17 protein-coding genes are annotated in these 20,173 nt (G+C 65.7%); 13 read left to right on the top strand and 4 right to left on the bottom strand.

The window, feature by feature from the left end; all coding sequences use genetic code 11:
• Positions 1–58: 58 nt before the first annotated feature.
• A complete protein-coding gene (locus WKW80_RS13860; RefSeq protein ID WP_340364129.1) occupies positions 59–619 on the bottom strand; it encodes a C40 family peptidase in 561 nt (186 codons plus the stop codon).
• A gap of 277 nt (positions 620–896) precedes the next feature.
• Between WKW80_RS13860 and WKW80_RS13855 the strand changes: the two genes are divergently transcribed.
• Positions 897–1,973: a PQQ-dependent sugar dehydrogenase gene (locus WKW80_RS13855; protein WP_340364183.1), complete on the top strand. Its 1,077-nt coding sequence runs from the start codon at positions 897–899 to the stop codon at positions 1,971–1,973.
• A 22-nt stretch (positions 1,974–1,995) separates the two neighbouring features.
• Here WKW80_RS13855 and WKW80_RS13850 read toward each other — a convergent pair whose 3' ends face one another.
• A complete protein-coding gene (locus WKW80_RS13850) occupies positions 1,996–2,685 on the bottom strand; it encodes an alpha/beta hydrolase (RefSeq protein WP_340364128.1) in 690 nt (229 codons plus the stop codon).
• A 281-nt stretch (positions 2,686–2,966) separates the two neighbouring features.
• Here WKW80_RS13850 and WKW80_RS13845 point away from each other — a divergent pair, with 281 nt between their 5' ends.
• The 7 genes from WKW80_RS13845 (at position 2,967) to WKW80_RS13815 (ending at position 12,339) form a co-directional block, all read left to right on the top strand.
• Positions 2,967–3,566 (top strand): isochorismatase family protein, encoded by a 600-nt coding sequence (locus tag WKW80_RS13845; RefSeq protein ID WP_340364182.1) that lies wholly within the window; start codon positions 2,967–2,969, stop codon positions 3,564–3,566.
• A 160-nt stretch (positions 3,567–3,726) separates the two neighbouring features.
• Entirely contained in the window at positions 3,727–4,770 is a 1,044-nt protein-coding gene (locus WKW80_RS13840; RefSeq protein WP_340364127.1) for a VWA domain-containing protein, read from the top strand.
• Positions 4,771–4,958: 188 nt separating this feature from the next.
• The gene (locus tag WKW80_RS13835) at positions 4,959–7,835 is read left to right on the top strand and encodes a 2-oxoglutarate dehydrogenase E1 component (protein WP_340364126.1); all 2,877 of its coding nucleotides are present in this window, start codon (positions 4,959–4,961) and stop codon (positions 7,833–7,835) included.
• Positions 7,836–7,886: 51 nt separating this feature from the next.
• Positions 7,887–9,161, top strand: coding sequence for a 2-oxoglutarate dehydrogenase complex dihydrolipoyllysine-residue succinyltransferase (gene odhB, locus WKW80_RS13830; RefSeq protein WP_340364125.1), 1,275 nt, complete (start codon positions 7,887–7,889; stop codon positions 9,159–9,161).
• Positions 9,162–9,171: 10 nt separating this feature from the next.
• Positions 9,172–10,602 carry a dihydrolipoyl dehydrogenase gene (gene lpdA / locus WKW80_RS13825; RefSeq protein WP_340364124.1) on the top strand — a complete coding sequence of 477 codons (1,431 nt, stop codon included), beginning with the start codon at positions 9,172–9,174 and terminating at the stop codon, positions 10,600–10,602.
• Between the two features lie 4 nt (positions 10,603–10,606).
• Positions 10,607–11,704, top strand: coding sequence for a cell division protein ZapE (gene zapE, locus WKW80_RS13820; RefSeq protein ID WP_340364123.1), 1,098 nt, complete (start codon positions 10,607–10,609; stop codon positions 11,702–11,704).
• The gene (locus tag WKW80_RS13815) at positions 11,701–12,339 is read left to right on the top strand and encodes a hypothetical protein (RefSeq protein WP_340364122.1); all 639 of its coding nucleotides are present in this window, start codon (positions 11,701–11,703) and stop codon (positions 12,337–12,339) included. Before zapE ends, WKW80_RS13815 begins: the two co-directional genes overlap by 4 nt.
• Positions 12,340–12,345: 6 nt before the next feature.
• Here the strand turns inward: WKW80_RS13815 and WKW80_RS13810 are convergent, their stop codons facing one another.
• Positions 12,346–13,143, bottom strand: coding sequence for a PP2C family protein-serine/threonine phosphatase (locus tag WKW80_RS13810; protein WP_340364121.1), 798 nt, complete (start codon positions 13,141–13,143; stop codon positions 12,346–12,348).
• Positions 13,144–13,250: 107 nt separating this feature from the next.
• On the opposite strand from WKW80_RS13810, the gene WKW80_RS13805 reads away from it, so the two are divergent.
• Together WKW80_RS13805 and WKW80_RS13800 are read left to right on the top strand one after the other, a co-directional pair.
• A complete protein-coding gene (locus tag WKW80_RS13805; RefSeq protein ID WP_340364181.1) occupies positions 13,251–13,454 on the top strand; it encodes a DUF465 domain-containing protein in 204 nt (67 codons plus the stop codon).
• On the top strand, positions 13,454–15,502 hold the full coding sequence (locus tag WKW80_RS13800; protein WP_340364120.1) for a DNA repair helicase YoaA: 2,049 nt from the start codon (positions 13,454–13,456) through the stop codon (positions 15,500–15,502). Before WKW80_RS13805 ends, WKW80_RS13800 begins: the two co-directional genes overlap by 1 nt.
• A 5-nt stretch (positions 15,503–15,507) precedes the next feature.
• Here WKW80_RS13800 and WKW80_RS13795 read toward each other — a convergent pair whose 3' ends face one another.
• A complete protein-coding gene (locus WKW80_RS13795; protein WP_340364119.1) occupies positions 15,508–16,317 on the bottom strand; it encodes an outer membrane protein assembly factor BamD in 810 nt (269 codons plus the stop codon).
• Between the two features lie 56 nt (positions 16,318–16,373).
• On the opposite strand from WKW80_RS13795, the gene WKW80_RS13790 reads away from it, so the two are divergent.
• The 3 genes from WKW80_RS13790 (at position 16,374) to WKW80_RS13780 (ending at position 20,125) form a co-directional block, all read left to right on the top strand.
• Complete coding sequence (locus WKW80_RS13790) at positions 16,374–17,360, top strand: RluA family pseudouridine synthase (RefSeq protein WP_340364180.1); 987 nt, start codon at positions 16,374–16,376, stop codon at positions 17,358–17,360.
• A gap of 132 nt (positions 17,361–17,492) precedes the next feature.
• Positions 17,493–18,284: an SMC-Scp complex subunit ScpB gene (gene scpB / locus WKW80_RS13785; protein WP_340364118.1), complete on the top strand. Its 792-nt coding sequence runs from the start codon at positions 17,493–17,495 to the stop codon at positions 18,282–18,284.
• Positions 18,281–20,125 (top strand): pseudouridine synthase, encoded by a 1,845-nt coding sequence (locus WKW80_RS13780; protein ID WP_340364117.1) that lies wholly within the window; start codon positions 18,281–18,283, stop codon positions 20,123–20,125. The genes scpB and WKW80_RS13780 overlap by 4 nt, the downstream gene beginning before the upstream one ends.
• The last annotated feature ends 48 nt before the right edge of the window (positions 20,126–20,173 follow it).

Here is a 20,173-nt window from a genome sequence, read left to right as displayed (position 1 = left end):
AGGCGGGATTTTTCATGGGCGAAGGGCTTGGCCTGGTGGCCGGGGCCAACGCTGTCGGTTACTCGCCGGCGCTAATGGGGCCTTGCGCCCCCTCGACGCGGCGCGCACCGTTGAAGCGGCGTTGCCAGTAGCTGCCGCTCATGTCTTCCACGCGCACTTCCGCACCGGTGCGAGGCGAGTGAATGAACTTGCCTTCGCCGATGTAGATGCCGACATGGCTGAAGGCGCGGCGCATGGTGTTGAAGAACACCAGGTCGCCCGGCTTCATGTCTGCGCGTGCGACAGGTTCGGTGGCGCGGGCCTGCTCCTCGGCGCGGCGGGGGAGGACCAGGCCGACCGTCTGGTTGTACATGGCGCGGACGAAGCCACTGCAATCAAATCCGGTTTCGACGGTGTTGCCGCCGCGACGATAGGGAACGCCGAGAAAGCCGATGGCACTGACAACGAGTTCGGAGGTGCGGTCGGTAACGGACTGGCGAACTTGATCGAGTTGACCAATCAAACCCTTGTTGCCGTCATTGAACGCGCGGTCCGAGTCGGCTGGCCGATCCTGGATGGGGGTCGCTTGGGCGGCCGCAACCAAGAGTAGGAAAGTAGTAAGTAAGACGAAAAAACGCATGTTCGATAGGATATTGATGACCCAAGGTCATGTCAAATTAATCCATAGTGGCGATTTAACGTTTAAGTGGTTGTCGCATAAGGTTTTTTTTCTAAAACCGTTATATGAAATGTAAAGCTTCGAAAGGCTTGCCGGCCCGTCTCATTTGGCTGTAATCAAAAAGTTCGTTGAACATTGTCGATTTGCATCTAACTTCGCGGATATCGTTGATGAAGAAGCGGGGAAACGTATGACAAGCAGCCTGGGTCGAGGCCCGTGGCACGCCGCGGCGGGCCTAATGCTGGCCGGTGTCTGCCTGGCGTCCGGTGCGGCGCCGAAAGCCGAGGTCGTGGCGAGCGGGCTCGACCATCCCTGGGGCGTCGCTTTCCTGGCCGAAGGGCGTTTTCTGGTCTCGGAGCGTCCCGGGCGGCTGCGCATCATTGAATCGGGCGGCAAGGTGGGGCCGCCGATCGCAGGTGTGCCGACCGTCGCGGCCTGGGGGCAGGGCGGGCTGCTGGATGTGGTGGCCGATTCCGGTTTTGCACGCAATCGCACGGTGTACTTCTGTTTTTCGGAGCCCGAGGCCGGCAGCGGCGCGAACAGCACCGCCCTGGCCAGCGCGAGGTTGTCTGTCGACCAGAGCCGGCTGGAAGACTTGAAGATCCTGTTCAGCCAGAAACCCAAGGTCGTGAGCCGGGCGCACTTCGGCTGCCGCATCGTCGAGGCGAAGGACGGGACGTTGTTCCTCACGCTCGGCGACCGCTTCAGCCGCAAGGATGACGCGCAGAGACTGGACAACCATCTCGGCAAGATCGTCCGCATCGAGAAGGACGGCACGGTGCCCAAGGACAACCCCTTTGTGGGCAAACCCGGCGCGTTGCCCGAGATCTGGAGCTATGGCCACCGCAACGGCCAGGGAGCCACGCTGGCGCCGGATGGCAGGTTCTGGATGACCGAGCACGGGCCGCAGGGCGGGGACGAAATCAACATCCCGCTGGCCGGGCACAACTACGGCTGGCCGGTCATCACCTACGGCGAGAACTACGGCGGCGGCAAGATTGGCGACGGCATCACGGAGAAGGAAGGGATGGAGCAGCCGCTGCACTACTGGGTGCCGTCGATCGCGCCGTCGGGGATGGCGTTTCTCACCAGCGACCGATACGGCGCGGCGTGGAAGGGGAACCTGTTTGTCGGCTCCCTCAAGTTCGGCTACCTCGACCGCATTGAACTCAAGGACGGCAAGGTGGTCGCCGAGAACAAGCTGCTGGCCGAAGGCAAGGCGCGCATCCGCGACGTCAGGCAGGGGCCGGACGGGCTCCTGTATGTGCTGACCGATGAGTCGAACGGGCAACTGATCCGGCTTCTGCCCGATTGATGCCTCGCCGCATCCTGTGCGCTCAGCTCGGACAGGCGGGCAGCGGCAGGCGCGGCAGCAGGCGGCGCCAGAGCCGCATCCATTCAGGCCAGTCGTGACCGCCTTCGGTCGTCGCCACATGGTCCGCGGGCAAGATGTCGGCCAGCAGGCGATGGCTGAAGGCGAAGCGGTCGTCGAGACCGTAGCCGAGCCAGAGCGACGGATGGTCGCGCGGTGGCGGGTGGGCCGTATAGGCCTGCAGCCACTGCCACAGCCGCAACTCGCGCTGTTCGCGTGGAGCCAGCTCCGGCAGGATCGTGGGTGCATGCCATCGGGCGAGGCCGCCGGCGTTGTCGATGTCGATGGCAATGGGCCGCTCGCCGAGATAGGGCGCGAGGACCACGATGCCAGCCACGTCGCCGGGGCGCTCGTCAGCGTAGACCATGCTGCCCAGGCCGCCGATCGAGATGCCGGCAATCCAGATCGAGCGATAGCCCTGGGCCTGCGCAGGTGCGATCACGTCCGCCCGTAGTCGGTCGATGATGCTGCGGTTGTCGTAGTAGCCGAGGTGCGCGTCGACGCGCAGCACATCCACCGCCAAGCGGCGCTCCCGCACTTCGTCGATGAAGCCTTCGCGAACGAATTCTTGCGGATCGGAATAGGCGCCGGGCAGCAGCACGAGCAAGGTATCGGTCCGCGCGGGGCAGGGGCTTCGGTCGCGTTGCGTTGCCATGGGCACGGCGAGCGTGCGCGGGGCGCATCCGGCGAAAAGCAGTGCGCACGCCGCTAGCGCAACCGTTAGCGGGAGGAGGCGGCAGCTCAGTTGCATGTCTTTGAACGCATCGGCTTCGGCAAGTCGGCCATCACCCATCGATGTCTCCGGTACTCCAAGATGGCGCAGGGTATCGGCAATTTGAACATTGCAATGCTGGTGCCTCCATGCGCTGTCGTCTTCATCGCAGCCGGTTCAGTGGTACGGTCTATGCCCACCGATTCTTGAAGAGATTTTTCGTCATGCTGCTCGATGCATCCCAATCCCAACTCGTGCTGGTCGACTATCAGGCTCGCCTGATGCCGGCGATATTCGAGGGCGAGGCTGCTGCGGCAAATGCCGTGCGGCTGGGCCAGCTCGCGAAGCTGCTTGGCGTGCCGGTGTTCGGCACCGAACAGAATCCGTCGAAACTCGGCGAGAACTTGCCGGCCATCCGGGCACTGTGCGACCGCACGCTTGCCAAGATGCATTTCAGCGGCGCGGAAGAGGGGCTCGGCGAATGGCTTCGCGCGCCTGCGCAGGCACCGAAGGGTAATGCGCGCAGCCTGCCGAAGCATTTGCAGAAGCCAGCCCAGGCGGAGGAACGCAACACCATCGTGATCGCCGGTTGCGAGGCGCACGTTTGCCTGTTGCAGACCGCCCTGGATCTGCTCGAGGACGACTTCGAGGTCTGGGTGGTGACCGACGCCTGCAGTTCTCGCACCGAGCGCAATCGCGATGCGGCGTTCGACCGGCTGGCCGGGGCAGGCGCGGAACTTGTGACGACCGAGATGGTGGGCTTCGAATGGCTGGCGACGGCGGAGCACCCGAAGTTCAAGGAATTCCAGGCGTTGATCCGGTGATCGGCTGATCACCCGGGCGCCGACGCTGTTGCAGCGCCGGTCGGTTGCGGAATGGGGCGGTCGCAGGCACGATGTTGCCGCACTGCAGAGAAGGTCTGGCGCAAGGTGGTGGCGCTGGGTCGCGACTGCCGAATTGCACGAAACCCGCCAAACGTGGCCCATGACCTTCCTCTGGCCTGAATACCTCTGGTTTTTGCCCGCGTTTGTCGTACTGGTGCCGGCGACGTACGTGTGGCTGCTACGCCGCCGCAGCAGGGCCGCCTTGCGCTACAGCAGCCTCGGCGTTGTTCGCGCTGCCGCAAAGGGCCGCAATTGGCGCCGGCACCTGCCGCCCGTGCTATTCCTGCTGGCCTGCTCGGGGATGCTGCTCGCAGCGGCGCGTCCAGTGGCGCGGGTGCCGCTGCCCTGGGCACGCTCCTCGATCATGCTGGCCATGGACGTGTCGCTCAGCATGCGCGTCAGCGACGTCAAGCCGACCCGGCTGGAGGCCGCGCAGGAAGCGGCGAAGGTGTTCCTGCGCGAGCTGCCCAGGGACATCGAGGTCGGGCTCGTCACCTTCGCCGCCAGCAGCCAGGTCGCGCAGCGCGCAACGCTCGACCGCGCGTCCCTCGTCGCGAGCATCGACGCTTTCCAGATGCAGATGGGCACGGCGGTGGGCAATGCGATCGTGTCATGCCTGGCGGAGCTGTTTCCAGAGGACCGCATCGATCTCGGCGAAATGACATTCGGCAGCAGCAAGCCGCAGGGACGCAGCCTGGACGAGAAAGCAAAGGCACCGCCCCGGCAGATCACGCCTGTGGCGCCGGGCTCGTACGATGCCGCCGCGATCATCCTGCTGAGCGATGGCCGTCGAACCACCGGGGTCGACACGCTGGAAGCGGCGAAGATGGCTGCCGATCGCGGCGTCCGCATCTATGCGGTGGGATTGGGGACGGTGGATGGCGACGCTGCGACGCCCGAGGGCATGGCCATCTACATGAAGCTGGACGAACCGACGCTGCGCGAAGTGGCACGCATGACCGGCGGCGAGTACTTCCATGCCGGTACGGCGGAGAAGCTGCGCAGCGTGTACGAAAAGCTCGGCTCTCGCGTGCAGGTGGTGACGCGTGAAACCGAGCTCGCCGGTGTGTTCGCGCTGATCTCGGCAGTGATTGCGACGACAGCCGCCGCGCTGTCGCTGCTCTGGTTCGGACGCATCAGCTGAGCGCCGGTGTTGCACCTTGAAATCTCCATGCAAAGCTTGCATGTCGTGACGCATGGCAACGTGGCACAATCGCGCCGTACTCAGGCCCTTCCCCAGCCACAGTCGCATCCGCCAATCGGTTCAGCCGTGTCGCGGAAGGTTTCTTAACCAGCTAGTGCTTCCCCCAGGGAAGCGAAGGTCAGCGGAATATGAGCGAATCGAACACGCCATCGGCGTACCTCGCCTATCAAGGCAACACCTACCTCTTCGGCGGCAATGCGCCCTATGTCGAAGAGATGTACGAGAACTATCTTGCCAATCCCGGCAGCGTGCCCGACAACTGGCGCTCGTACTTCGACGCGCTCCAGAACGTGCCCGCCACCGACGGCACCAACACCCGCGACGTTCCTCACCTGCCGGTGATCAACGCCTTTGCCGAACGGGCCAAGCAAGGCACCACGCGCGTGGTGCAGGCCAGCGGCGCCGATTCCGAGCTCGGCCGCAAGCGCACCGCGGTGCAGCAGCTGATTGCCGCCTACCGCAACGTCGGCGCCCGCTGGGCCGACCTGGACCCGCTCAAGCGCACCGAGCGCCCGTCCATCCCCGAACTCGAACCGTCGTTCTACGGCTTCCATGACGCCGACCTCGAGACGGTGTTCAACACCAGCAACACCTTCTTCGGCCGCGACACGATGTCGTTGCGCGACCTGCTCAATGCCCTGCGCGAAACGTACTGCGGCACCATCGGTGCCGAGTACATGTACACGACCGACCAGAACCAGAAGCGCTGGTGGCAGCAGAAGCTGGAAAGCGCCCGCACCAACCCTCAATTGAGCGTTGAACAGAAGAAGCACGTCCTGAATCGCCTGACGGCCGCCGAAGGCCTCGAACGCTTCCTGCACACCAAGTACGTCGGCCAGAAGCGCTTCTCGCTCGAAGGCGGCGAGAGTTTCATCGTCGCGATGGACGAGCTCATCAACCAGGCCGGCGTCGCCGGCGTGCAGGAAATCGTGATCGGCATGGCCCACCGCGGCCGCCTCAACGTTCTGGTCAACACGCTCGGCAAGATGCCGGCCGACCTGTTCGCCGAGTTCGACCACACCGCGCCGGAAGACCTGCCGGCCGGCGACGTGAAGTACCACCAGGGCTTCAGCTCGGACGTGACCACGCCCGGCGGCCCGGTGCACCTGAGCCTCGCGTTCAACCCGTCGCACCTGGAAATCGTCAACCCCGTCGTCGAAGGCTCGGTGCGCGCGCGCATGGACCGCCGCGGCGACGCCGAAGGCGACTCGGTGCTGCCGATCATCGTGCACGGCGACGCGGCCTTTGCCGGCCAGGGCGTCGTGATGGAAACGCTGGCGCTCGCTCAGACCCGTGGCTACTACACGGGCGGCACCGTGCACATCGTCATCAACAACCAGATCGGCTTCACCACCAGCGACCCGCGCGACAGTCGCTCGACGCTGTACTGCTCGGACATCGTCAAGATGATCGAGGCGCCGGTGCTGCACGTGAACGGCGACGATCCTGAAGCCGTGGTGCTCTGCACCCAGCTGGCACTCGAATACCGCCAGGAATTCAACATGGATGTCGTGATCGACATCGTCTGCTTCCGCAAGCTGGGCCACAACGAGCAGGACACGCCCTCGCTTACCCAGCCTCTGATGTACAAGAAGATCGCCCAGCACCCCGGCACGCGCAAGCTGTACGCCGAAAAGCTGGCGGCGCAAGGCATGGGCGACACGCTCGGCGACGACATGGTCAAGGCGCAGCGTGCCGCCTTCGACGAAGGCAAGAACACCATTGACCCGGTGCTGACCAACTTCAAGAGCAAGTACGCGGTCGACTGGACGCCCTTCCTCAACAAGAAGTGGACCGACGCCGGCGACACGGCCATCCCCACTTCGGAGTGGAAGCGCCTGGCCGAGAAGATCACCGTCGCGCCTGCTGGCTTCACCGTGCATCCGCTGGTGAAGAAGGTGCTGGACGACCGCGCCGCCATGGGCCGCGGCGAGGTCAATGTCGACTGGGGCATGGGCGAGCACATGGCCTTCGCATCGCTGGTGGCGAGCGGCTATCCGGTGCGCCTGTCGGGCGAGGATTGCGGCCGCGGCACCTTCACGCACCGCCATGCCGTGCTGCACGACCAGAACCGCGAGAAGTTCGACGAAGGCATCTACACGCCGCTGCAGAACGTGGCCGACAACCAGGCGCCGTTCGTCGTGATCGACTCGATCCTGTCGGAAGAAGCCGTGCTCGCGTTCGAATACGGCTACGCCTCGAACGACCCGAACACGCTCGTGATCTGGGAAGCGCAGTTCGGCGACTTCGTCAACGGCGCGCAGGTCGTGATCGACCAGTTCATCGCGTCGGGCGAAGTGAAGTGGGGCCGCGTCAACGGCATCACGCTGATGCTGCCGCACGGCTATGAGGGCCAGGGCCCGGAACACAGCTCGGCGCGCATCGAGCGCTTCATGCAGCTGTCGGCCGACACCAACATGCAAGTGGTCCAGCCCACCACCGCCAGCCAGATCTTCCACGTACTGCGCCGCCAGATGGTGCGCAACCTGCGCAAGCCGCTGGTGATCATGACGCCGAAGTCGCTGCTGCGGAACAAGGACGCGACCTCGCCGCTGTCCGAGTTCACCAAGGGCAGCTTCCAGACCGTCATCCCCGACACCAAGGACCTGAAGGCCGAGAAGGTCAAGCGCATCATTGCCTGCTCGGGCAAGGTGTACTACGACCTGGCCAAGAAGCGCGAAGAGCGTGGCAGCGAGGACGTGGCGATCATCCGCGTCGAGCAGCTCTATCCGTTCCCGCACAAGGCCTTCGCCAACGAGATCAAGAAGTATCCGAACCTCGGCGACGTGGTCTGGTGCCAGGACGAGCCGCAGAACCAGGGCGCCTGGTTCTTCGTGCAGCACTACATCCACGAGAACATGCAGGAAGGGCAGCGGCTTGGCTACTCGGGCCGTGCCGCTTCGGCATCGCCTGCGGCAGGCTACTCGCACCTGCACCAGGACCAGCAGAAGGCGCTGGTCGACGGCGCGTTCGGCAAGCTCAAGGGCTTCGTGCTGACCAAGTAAATCCAATCACAAGACACAACGTACCAGCGCACGAAGCGGAGCCAAACTCAAATGTCTATCGTAGAAGTCAAAGTCCCCCAGCTGTCCGAGTCGGTGGCCGAAGCCACCCTGATTACCTGGAAGAAAAAAGCCGGCGAAGCCATCGCCATCGATGAAATCCTGATCGAGATCGAGACCGACAAGGTGGTGCTCGAAGTGCCGGCGCCCGCCGCCGGCGTGCTGGCCGAGATCGTCCAGGGCGACGGCGCCACGGTGGCGGCCGAACAAGTGATCGCGAAGATCGATACGGAAGGCAAGGCCGGCGCCGCGGCGCCCGCCGCAGCCCCTGCGGCTTCCGCTCCGGCCGCTCCGGCCGCCGCGCCTGTGGCTGCTGCGGCCGCGACCGGTGGTTCGAAATCGGACGTCGCGATGCCTGCTGCCGCCAAGCTGCTGGCCGACAACAACCTGAAGACCGGCGACGTGGCCGGCTCGGGCAAGGACGGCCGCGTGACCAAGGGTGATGTGCTCGGCGCGGTTGCTGCGGGCGCTACCGCCAAGGCTGCACCGGCGCCGGCCGTTCCGGTTCCGGCCGCTCGCCCGGCTCTCGCGCAAGTCGCGGCGCCGGTCAGCGCACCGGACCTGGGCGACCGCCCGGAACAGCGCGTGCCGATGAGCCGCCTGCGCGCACGCATCGCCGAGCGCCTGATCCAGTCGCAATCGACCAACGCCATCCTGACGACCTTCAACGAAGTCAACATGGCCCCGGTGATGGAAATGCGCAAGAAGTTCCAGGACGCGTTCAGCAAGGAGCACGGCGTCAAGATCGGCTTCATGAGCTTCTTCGTGAAAGCCGCCGTGCATGCACTGAAGAAGTACCCGGTGCTGAACGCCTCGGTCGACGGCAACGACATCCTCTACCACGGCTATTTCGACATCGGCATCGCCGTCGGTTCGCCGCGTGGCCTGGTCGTGCCGATCCTGCGCAACGCCGACCAGATGAGCTTTGCGGACATCGAGAAGAAGATCGCCGAGTACGGCCAGAAGGCCAAGGACGGCAAGCTGGGCATCGAGGAAATGACCGGCGGCACCTTCTCCATCTCGAACGGCGGCACCTTCGGCTCGATGCTGTCGACGCCGATCATCAACCCGCCGCAGTCGGCCATCCTGGGCGTGCACGCGACCAAGGACCGCGCGGTGGTGGAGAACGGCCAGATCGTCGTTCGCCCGATGAACTACCTCGCCATGAGCTACGACCACCGCATCATCGACGGCCGCGAAGCCGTGCTGGGCCTGGTTGCCATGAAGGAAGCGCTGGAAGACCCGTCGCGCCTGCTGTTCGACATCTGAGGAGTGATGGATGTCTGACAAGAAATTCGACGTCGTCGTCATCGGCGGCGGCCCCGGCGGCTACATCGCGGCGATCCGCGCGGCGCAACTCGGCTTCAACGTCGCCTGCGTCGACGAGTGGAAGAACGGCAAGGGCGGCCCGGCACCGGGCGGCACCTGCACCAACGTCGGATGCATTCCGTCGAAGGCGCTGCTGCAATCGTCCGAGCACTACGAGCATGCCGGCAAGCACTTCGCCGACCACGGCATCAAGGTCGAGGGCCTGGGCCTTGACATCGGCAAGATGCTGGCCCGCAAGGACCAGGTCGTGAAGCAGAACAACGACGGCATCCTGTACCTGTTCAAGAAGAACAAGGTCACGTTCTTCCACGGCCGCGCGTCGTTCGTGAAGACCGACGACGTGGGCTACGAGCTCAAGGTCGCGGGCGCCGCCGAGGAATCGATCAGCGCGAAGCACGTGATCATCGCCACCGGCTCCAACGCCCGCGCCTTGCCGGGCGCACCGTTCGACGAAGAGAACATCCTCTCGAACGACGGCGCGCTGCGCATCGGCGGCGTGCCGAAGAAGCTGGCGCTGGTCGGCTCCGGCGTGATCGGCCTCGAGATGGGCTCGGTCTGGCGCCGGCTCGGCTCCGAAGTGACCGTGCTTGAAGCCCTGCCGACCTTCCTCGGCGCGGTCGACGAACAGATCGCCAAGGAAGCCAAGAAGGCATTCGACAAGCAGGGCCTGAAGATCGAGCTCGGCGTGACGGTCGGCGAGGTCAAGTCCGGCAAGAAGGGCGTGAGCATCGCCTGGACCAATGCCAAGGGCGAGGAGCAGAAGCTCGACGTCGACAAGCTCATCGTGTCGATCGGCCGCGTACCGAACACCATCGGCCTGAATGGCGAAGCAGTTGGCCTGAAGCTCGACGAGCGTGGCGTGATCGTCGTCGATGACGACTGCAAGACCAACCTGCCGAACGTCTGGGCGGTCGGCGACGTGGTGCGTGGACCGATGCTGGCGCACAAGGCGGAAGAGGAAGGCGTGGCCGTGGCCGAGCGCATCGCGGGTCAGCATGGACACGTCAACTTCAACACGATCCCGTGGGTGATCTACACCTCGCCGGAGATCGCGTGGGTGGGCCAGACCGAGCAGCAGCTCAAGGCCGAAGGCCGTGCGTACAAGGCGGGCACCTTTCCGTTCCTGGCCAACGGCCGAGCGCGTGCGCTGGGCGATACGACCGGCATGGTCAAGTTCCTGGCCGATGCGGCGACGGACGAGATCCTCGGCGTTCACATGGTCGGGCCGCAGGTCAGCGAGTTGATCTCGGAAGCCGTGGTCGCCATGGAGTTCAAGGCAAGCAGCGAGGACATCGCACGCATCTGCCATGCACACCCGTCGCTCTCCGAGGCAACGAAGGAAGCAGCGCTGGCAGTGGACAAGCGCACGCTGAACTTCTGATCTCTTGAGCGTCCTCCAGGCCTACAAAGCGGAACTCGCCACGCGCGGGTTCCAGAGCGACCCCGCGCAGCTGCGCGCGGTCGAAGCATTGGACCGTTGCGCACGTGATTGGGCGGGCTACAAGGAGCAGCGTTCCAACGCCTTCAAGAAGCTGATCAACCGGCCGGACGTTCCGCGCGGCGTGTACATGTACGGTGGCGTGGGGCGCGGCAAGAGCTTCCTGATGGACCTGTTCTTCAACGCCGTGCCGCTGCGTCGCAAGACGCGGCTGCATTTCCACGAGTTCATGCGCGAGGTGCATCGCGAACTCGCCGACCTGCAGGGCACGGTCAATCCGCTCGACGAACTGGGCCTGCGCATCTCCAAGCGCTACAAGCTCATCTGCTTCGACGAATTCCACGTTGCCGACATCACCGACGCGATGATCCTGCACCGCCTGCTGAAGGCGCTGTTCGACAACGGCGTGGGTTTCGTCACCACGTCCAACTTCAAGCCCGACGATCTCTATCCGAACGGCCTGCATCGCGACCGTATTCTTCCGGCCATCGCATTGCTGAACGAAAAGCTCGAAGTGCTCAGCGTCGACAACGGCACTGACTACCGGCGCCGGACCCTCGAGCAGCTTCGCATGTACCTCACGCCGAACGGCGCCCAGGCCGACCACGAGATGCGCGACGCGTTCGCGCGGCTGGCGGAAAGCGCTGACGAGAACCCGGTGCTGCACATCGAAGCGCGGGAGATCCATGCGCGGCGCATCGCGGGCGGCGTGGTGTGGTTCGACTTCAAGACACTGTGCGGCGGCCCGCGCTCGCAGAACGACTACCTGGAAATCGCCACGCAGTTCCATACCGTGCTGCTGTCCGACGTGCCGCAGATGGGCGTCAACCGCGCGTCTGAAGCACGCCGTTTCACCTGGCTGGTCGATGTCTTCTACGATCGCCGCGTGAAACTCATCATGTCGGCCGAGGTTCCGCCCGAGGCGTTGTACACCGAAGGTCCGCTGGCACACGAGTTCCCGCGCACCGTGTCCCGGCTCAACGAAATGCAGTCGGCCGAGTTCCTCGCCCTCGAGCGTCGCATGGTCGATACCCGCCTGACATGAAGAAACTTGCACTCTCGCTGTTGTTTGCTGTCCTGGCCTGGCCCGCATCGGGTCAGACCGGCGGCACGGGTGGACTCGATCCGGTGGCCGAGCGGGCGCGCATCGCAGCCGAGCGCCAGGCGCTGCAGCAGCGGGTCAACACCGAGCGCGCGGCGTGCTATCAGAAGTTTGCCGTCGAGGATTGCCTGAACGACAGCCGTCGGCGCGCGCGCGTTGTCAGCGACGACCTGAAGCGGCAGGAGTCCGCACTCAACGACATCGAGCGCAAGCGCCGTGCCGCTATCGAAACGCAGAAGCTCCAGGACAACGCATCGTCGCAACGTGCGCAGGACCAGGCGACGCAACGCGACCGCGCTGCCGATGCGCAAAAGGAACGTGAACAACGCACTGCAGACCATGCGGCCAGCCGTGAAGCGATGAAGGCGCAAGAGGCGCAAAACCAGCGCTCGTTCGCCGACAAGCAACAACACAACGCCAAGGAGCAGGCCCAGCGCCAGCGCGAACGCGCCCAGGAGCCGGCCAATGTGAAGGCAAATGACGAGCGGCTCGACAAAGCCGCGCAGCATCGCGCCGACGTCGAACGTCGCAATGCCGAGCGCGACAAGCCGCGCGCCGCACCCCTGCCGACGCCCTGACGGGGCTCAATTGTCTTCCGGATCCCCGGCGGCCTTCGGTTCCCGCGGCAGGGATTCGAACTTGAGCACGGCAATCGAGATGTTGTCGCCCATGCCCATGGCCCGCTTGCGCGCCTCGTCCACCAGTAGTTGGACGGCCGATCGCGGCGATTGCTCGGCCAGGACCGCGCCCATTTCTTCCGGCGTGAAGTAGTGCCAGAGCCCGTCGCTGCAGGCCATCAACAAGTCGCCCGGCTTGAGCTTGGCAATATGGTGCGTATCGATCGGCGGCGGCGCCGTCGTCATGCCAAGGCAGCCGATCAGGATGTTGCCCTGCGGATGCACGTTGGCCTCGTCCTCGGTGAGTTCGCCGCGGTCGATCAGCGCCTGGACATACGAATGGTCCCGCGTGCGCAGGACCATGCGGCCGCGCTGGAAATGGTAGATGCGTGAATCGCCGGCATGAATCCAGACGCATTCGCCCTGGGGGCTGACCAGAAACGCAGCCAGCGTGCTGTGCGGCTCGCTCTCGCTTGACAGTGCCGTGAGCTTGATCACCGTGTGCGCATCGTTGACGATACGGCGCAGCAGGTCATGCATGTCGTCGATGGCCGGCGCGAAATGGTTGAACAATTGCCTGGCCGTCATCAGCACCTGGTCGGAAGCCTTGCGTCCGCCACTGCGCCCGCCCATGCCGTCGGCCACCAGGCCGAGCACGCAGCCCTTGAAGCGGGGATGTTCGATCAGGAGCACCTGATCCTGCTGATACGGGCGATCTCCCTTGTGGAGACCGGTGGCAGCTGCAATTCGAAAGCCTCGACTCATGCGCGCGTTGTGCGCCTGAGGCGCGATCCATGTGTTGTTCGTCGAACGAAGACTCGACGTATTATCAAGTGAACATCGACGGCCCTTATGCGGTCGAACCCCATCCGTTGGACTCCAATCTTCACTCCCTCTCGCGCCAGTTGATCGAACTGCGCATCGAACATGCCGACCTCGACGCTTCCATCGACCGGCTGGCCGAAGCGTTGCCGCAAGACGAATTACTGTTGCGCCGCCTCAAGAAGCGCCGCCTCGCCCTTCGCGACCAGATCGAGCGGCTGGTGCGGCAGATCGATCCGGCCGAGCCTGCTTGATGGATTTGCAGAGCAGCGCCGGGCCGCCCCAGGCAAGCGAGCGCCCCCTCGCAGGGTCCCTTGTCCGTCGGACGCGTGAGGCGTTCTCGCAACAGGGCGCGTTGTCGCTGGCCGCCGATCAGTTCCGCGAGCGGGATGGCCAGACCGACATGGCGCTGGCCGTGGCGCGCACCATCGAGGAAGGCGGCCAGCTTGTCGTCGAGGCGGGCACCGGTGTCGGCAAGACGTTCTCGTACCTCGTCCCCGCGCTGCTCAGCGGTGAGCGCGTGCTGCTGTCGACGGCGACCAAGACACTGCAGGATCAGCTCTACGGCCGCGATCTGCCGCGCCTCGTCGAGGCGCTGGGCCTTCCGGTTCGCACCGCGTTGTTGAAGGGGCGCGCCAGCTACCTCTGCCTGCATCGGCTCGACCTGGCGCGCCACGACGCAGGGCCCGACCGCGTCTCCGCGCGCACGCTGGCCAAGATCGAGCAATGGTCGAAAGCCACCCGCACTGGCGACCTCGCAGAGCTGCCCGGCCTCGACGAACGCTCGCCGCTGATCCCGCTCGTCACGTCCACGCGCGAGAACTGCCTCGGTGCGCAATGCCCGCAGTTCCGGCCCTGCCATGTCAACGCGGCGAGGCGCGAGGCGCTGTCGGCAGACGTGGTGGTGATCAACCACCACCTTTTCTTCGCCGACCTCGCCGTGCGCGAGTCGGGCATGGCCGAGTTGCTGCCGACGGTGCGAGTCGTGGTGTTCGACGAGGCGCATCAACTCAACGAGACGGGCGTGCAGTTTCTGGGCGTGCAGGTCGGCACGGCGCAGGCGCTCGACTTTGCGCGCGACCTGCTCGCCGCGGGGCTGCAGCATGCGCGCGGGCTGGTCGACTGGAGCACGGTCGTGGCAGCGGTCGAGCGCGCCGCACGCGAGCTTCGGCTGGCCGTCGGCAAGCAATGGCCGGGCGCCAAGCTGCGCTGGCTGGACGCTGCCCCCGAAGGCATCGAGCCCGAGGCTTGGCAGCGCGCGCTCGATGCACTGCACGAAGGCTTTGCGCAGGCCGCCGAGGCCATCGACACGGTCAGCGAAATGGCGCCCGACTTCGTGCGGCTGCACGAGCGCGCGACGCAGTTGGCACAGCGCGCCGCGCGCTTCGCATTGCCATGTCCGCCCGAATCAGTGCGCTGGGTCGACGTGGGCCAGCAACTGCGCCTGATCGAGTCGCCGCTGGACATTGCCGAGGCGGTGCAAACGCGCGTCCTCAAGGTCGACAAGGCCGATCCCGATGCCATCGGACGGGCATGGATCTTCACCTCCGCGACCCTTGGCGACGACCCGAAACTGCGATGGTTCACCGAACCCTGCGGCCTGGCGGATGCGGAGGTGCTGCGCGTCGCCAGCCCCTTCGACTACGCGGCACAAGCCGCGCTGTATGTGCCACGCCAGTTCCCCAAGCCGAACGACCCGGGGCACAGTGGCGCGGTTGCGCAACTCGCCGCCCGCGGTGCCGCGGTACTGGGCGGGCGGACGCTGGTGCTCACTACCACCTTGCGTGCGCTGCGCGTCATCGGCGATGCCATGCGCCAGCATTTCGAGCACACGGAAGCGGAGCTCCGGCCCGAGGTGCTGGTACAGGGCGAGCTGCCGAAACGCGTGCTCATGGACCGCTTCCGCGAAGGCGCAGGCGCCGGCCGGTCCGGCTGCGTGCTGGTTGCGTCCGCTTCGTTCTGGGAGGGTTTCGATGCGCCCGGCGACGTGCTGCAGCTCGTGGTGATCGACAAGCTGCCATTTCCGCCGCCCAACGATCCTCTGGTCGAGGCGCGCTCGCGCCGCCTTGAAGGCCAGGGGCGCAGTTCGTTCAACGATTACTTCCTGCCCGAGGCGGGCGTGGCACTCAAGCAGGGTGCGGGCCGATTGATCCGGCGCGAGACCGATCGCGGCTTGCTGGTGATCTGCGACACGCGCCTGGTGGCAATGGGCTACGGCAAGCGCCTGCTGGCTGCATTGCCGCCCATGCGGCGGGTGGAAGGCGAGGCTGCGTTCGATTCAGCGCTCGCCGAACTGGGCTAGCCGGACTACCAGAGCTTCCACCAGGGGTCATCCTTGCCGCGGAAGCCCTTGGCCACGTACTGGCTGTTCGGGTAGTTCTGCGTCAGCACGCGTTGCGTGTCGTCGCGCAGTTGGGTCAGGCCCAACTGGTCGTACGACCGGACCATGATGTACAGCGCTTCTTCGAGCGCCGGCACTTCGCGGTAGTCGGACAGAGCGATCTGGGCGCGATTGATGGCGGCAAGGTAGGCACCGCGCGTGTAGTAGTAGCGCGCGACGTGAACTTCATACTGCGCGAGCGAGTTCACGATGTAGTTCATGCGCGCACGGGCATCGGGCGAGTAGCGCGAATCGGGAAAGCGGGTGACCAGTTCCTTGAAGGACCCGAACGATTCCTTGGCCGCCCTCTGATCGCGCTCGGAAAGATCCTGCCGCGTCATCCACGAGAACATGCCGAGATCGTCGTTGAAATTGACGACGCCCTTCATGTAGAGCGCATAGTCCATCGCCGGGCTGGACGGGTGCAACTTCATGAAGCGGTCGAGCGTGGCAATGGCATTGGGCTTTTCGCCGGCCTTGTACTGGGCGTAGGCCTTGTCGAGTTGGGCCTGCTGGGCCAGCGGCGTGCCGGCGGCACGGCCTTCAAGCTTCTCGAAAAGCGGCACGGCCTTGTCGTAGGCGCCGGAATCGGCCTCGTCCTTGGCTTCCGAGTAGATCTTGTTGGGGCTCCAGTTCGCCGTCTTGTCTGCGTCGGTCGACGAGCAGCCGGCTACCAGCCATGCCGCGGCAAAAGCCAGCAGCCAGCCGGGGACGACCGATAATTTGGCGCGAAACATCACATGAAGCTTTCTTGAAACAGGAGCCATCAATTATATCGACCGACCCTTTGGACATGACCCTGCTGCCAGGAGAGTCGGATGAGGGCGCCGAGCTTTCCGACGCCAGCGAAACGCGTCCCTTCACGGTGGGCGTGGCCCAGCACGGGCAGCGGCTCGACCGGGCCTTGGCCGCGCTGGTGCCAGAGTTTTCGCGCAGCTACCTGCAACAGTTGATCGAGGCCGGCGCGGTCCGGTTGCGGGGCGGCCGGCCGGCGGTCAAACCGTCGATGACAGTGCATGCCGGCGAGGCCGGGACCATCGAGCTCAAGCCCACGCCCCAAAGCCAGGCTTTCCGGCCCGAGCCGATGGAACTGCGCGTAGTGCATGAAGACGCCCATTTGCGCGTGATCGACAAGCCCGCCGGGTTGGTGGTCCATCCCGCGCCGGGGCACTGGAGCGGCACGCTGCTGAACGGCCTGCTGGCCCTCGATCCGAAAGCGGTGTTGCTGCCGCGCGCGGGCATCGTGCACCGGCTCGACCGCGACACCAGCGGTCTCATGGTCGTCGCGCGCACCCGCGCGGCCATGGATGCCCTGGTCGCGCTGATCGCTGCGCGCGAGGTGACGCGGCAATACGTCGCCATGGCCCAGCGGCCCTGGGAAGGCGCCCCCGCGCGCCACATCGATGCGCCGATCGGGCGCGATCCGCGCAACCGTTTGCGCATGGCGGTCGTCGACCTCGAACGCCACGGCGGCAAGGCGGCGCGTACGCTGATCGAGCGGCTCGACAGCAACGACAGGGGCTGCATCGTCCGTTGCACGCTGGAAACCGGGCGTACCCACCAGATCCGCGTGCATATGGCCTCTATCGGCCACCCGCTGGTTGGTGACGTCACCTATGGCGGCGCGCCGGCGGCCGGCGTCGCGCGGCAGGCGCTGCACGCATTCCGACTCGCCTTCGTGCACCCGGTGACGCAGGCCGCAATGACCTTTCAATCGCCATTGCCGCCCGATCTGGCGGCGGGCGCGCAAGCCTGGGGCCTGGACTACAATCGCGCCTGACGGCCTGCGGGCCGCGCCTGCCACCCGGAGCCGGCCCTGCGTTGCACCTGCCCATGCGCCTGCAACGCCCCACCTGATCTTGATCCCACTGAACGCGCGCCCTCGGGCGCCTTGTCCCGGACAACGCGAACCATGAATACGGCGGATGCCAAGCGCATTCTGGAAACGGCCTTGATCTGTTCAGCCCAGCCGCTGCAGGTCCGCGAGTTGCGCGTGCTTTTCGACGACGAACTCGCTGCCGACACCATCAAGTCGCTGCTGCACGAGTTGCAGCAAGACTGGGCGCAGCGTGGGCTTGAACTTGTGAGCGTAGGCAGCGGCTGGCGTTTCCAGAGCCGCCCCGAATTGCGCGACCACCTCGACCGGCTGCACCCCGAAAAGCCGCCGCGCTACACGCGTGCCGCGCTGGAGACGCTGGCCATCATCGCGTATCGCCAGCCCGTCACACGTGGCGACATGGAAGACATTCGCGGCGTGACCATCAATTCGCAGATCCTCAAGCAACTCGAGGACCGCAACTGGGTCGAAGTCATCGGCCACCGCGAGACGGTGGGGCGTCCGGCGCTCTATGCGACCACGCGCCAATTTCTCGACGACCTCGGTATTGCATCGCTGGACCAGTTGCCATTGATCGAAACCCCGGCCCAGCAGGGCGCGCTGGTCGATGCACTGGCCACGGCCGCGGTCGCGGCGAACGTCGCGCAGCCCGACCTGCCGATGGACGCGCCAAGGGCAGACGCCGCCGAAGTCGAAGCACTGATGCCTCCGATCGTCGAGGCTGACGACGCGACCGAATCCATGGTCGTGCAGGGCGTCGAGGCCGACGTCATGCCCGACACCAATCTCACACCCACCCCGTCCGACCTCGATTCCGATCTCGACCCGGCCGACCTGACACCCGCCCCCTCCGGAACCCCATCATGAGCCCCTCTGATCCTGACGCTTTGATCTTGCCGGTCGAGCCTGTTGTTGAAGACAAAGCGGCTGTGGCGCCGGTCACGGCTGCGCAGGATGCCGCCGATGCTGGTGAAAACAGCGCAGACGCGCCGCGCAAGCGTCGCCCGCGCCGGCGCAAGCCTGTGGCACCGGATGCTGCGCAGGACGCGCCGGCCACCGTGGAAGAGCCCGCCGTAGCCGAGGCGATGATGCCCGACCTGCAGCCCGCGCCGGCGCAACTGACGCCCGTCGCGCAAGCAGGGCCGATCGTGCAAGCCGAGTCGGTCGCACAGGTCGAGCCGGTCGCTCAGGTCGAGCCGGTTGCACAAACCGAGCCGGTCGCACAGGCCGAGCCGATCGCACAAGCAGAGCCCGTCGCACAAGCCGAGCCCGTCGCACAAGCCGAGCCGATCGCACAAGCCGAGCCGATCGCGCGAGCCGAGCCCGTCATTCAATCCGAATCAGCAGACGAATACGACGAAGAGGAGGAAGAGCCGGACGAGGAAGAAGACGACCTCGACCGTGCCCGCCGCGCGGCTGAGCGCGAACAGCGCAATGCCCCGCCGCCGCAGCCGATCCGCTTTGCCGACGTGGTGTCGGGCCAGTTCGACGCCGACGAAGAGAGTCCCGAGGTGCCGGCCCTCAAGCGTGTGCTGCTGCCCGAAGCCGATTCGCCCAAGCTGCACAAGGTGCTGGCCCAGGCCGGCCTTGGTTCGCGCCTCGAGATGGAAGCGCTGATCCTTCAAGGCCGCATCTCCGTCAACAATGAGCCAGCCCATATCGGTCAGCGCATCCAGTACGGGGACCAGGTCAAGGTCAATGGCAAGCCGATCCGCTATCGCATCGCACCGCCGCCGGCACGCGTCATCGCGTACCACAAGCCCGTCGGCGAGGTGGTCACGCATGACGATCCGCAGAACCGGCCTACGGTGTTTCGCAAGCTGCCGCGCCTGCAGCAAGGCAAGTGGCAGTCGGTCGGCCGGCTCGACCTGAACACCGAAGGCCTGCTGCTATTCACAAGCTCCGGTGAACTCGCCAACAGCCTCATGCATCCTCGCTTCGGGCTCGAGCGTGAATATGCCGTGCGCGTGCTCGGCGCGATCAGCAAGGAAGAGCGCCAGAAGTTGCTGGACGGCGTACGTCTGGAGGATGGCATGGCCCATTTCGGCAGCATCGAGGACGGCGGCGGCGAAGGGTCCAATTGCTGGTATCGCGTGACGATTTCCGAAGGCCGCAACCGTGAAGTGCGCCGCATGTTCGAATCGGTCGGCCATGCGGTCAGCCGGCTCATCCGCATCCGCTACGGCGCGATGGTGTTGCCGCGCGGACTCAAGCGCGGCGCATGGATGGAACTCGACGAGCGCGACATTCGTGGCTTGTTCCAGGCGGCCGGCGGTGTCGCCGAGCGCGGCCCGCGTCCGCAGCAAGCGCGCGGGCCTGGTGGCGCCCCTGGCGGCGAAGGCGGTGGCCGGAGCAAGCGCCGCCGTGGCAAGGGCGGCAAGGGTCCGGCCGGACCGCGCGACGACTCGCGCGGACAGCCCAATATTCCGAACCCGCTCGGCGATGGCCGTGGCCCCCGCGGCAATCGCGGCAACGCGGGCGGACAAGGGCAGGGCGCTCAGCGCCGCGGTGGTGGCGGTGGTGGACGTGGCGACGGCCCGCCGCCCGGCGGCAACCAGCCGGATCCCATGAAGACATCGCTCGGCTACATCGGCGCCGACAGTTTCTCCCGCCAACGCAAGGAACAACGCCAGGGCCCGCGACGCGGTGGCCCCGGCAGCGGTACTGGCGGCGGTTCCGGCGGTGGCCAGCGTCGCCGCGGGCGCTGAAACCAGCCGACCAGCAGCGGTCATTCATGGGTCCGTCATCGGACCTGT

Source organism: Variovorax humicola (genome assembly GCF_037889915.1).
In the GTDB taxonomy this organism is placed as follows: Bacteria; Pseudomonadota; Gammaproteobacteria; order Burkholderiales; family Burkholderiaceae_C; genus Variovorax; species Variovorax humicola.
This window is presented reverse-complemented; position numbering and strand designations above follow the sequence as displayed.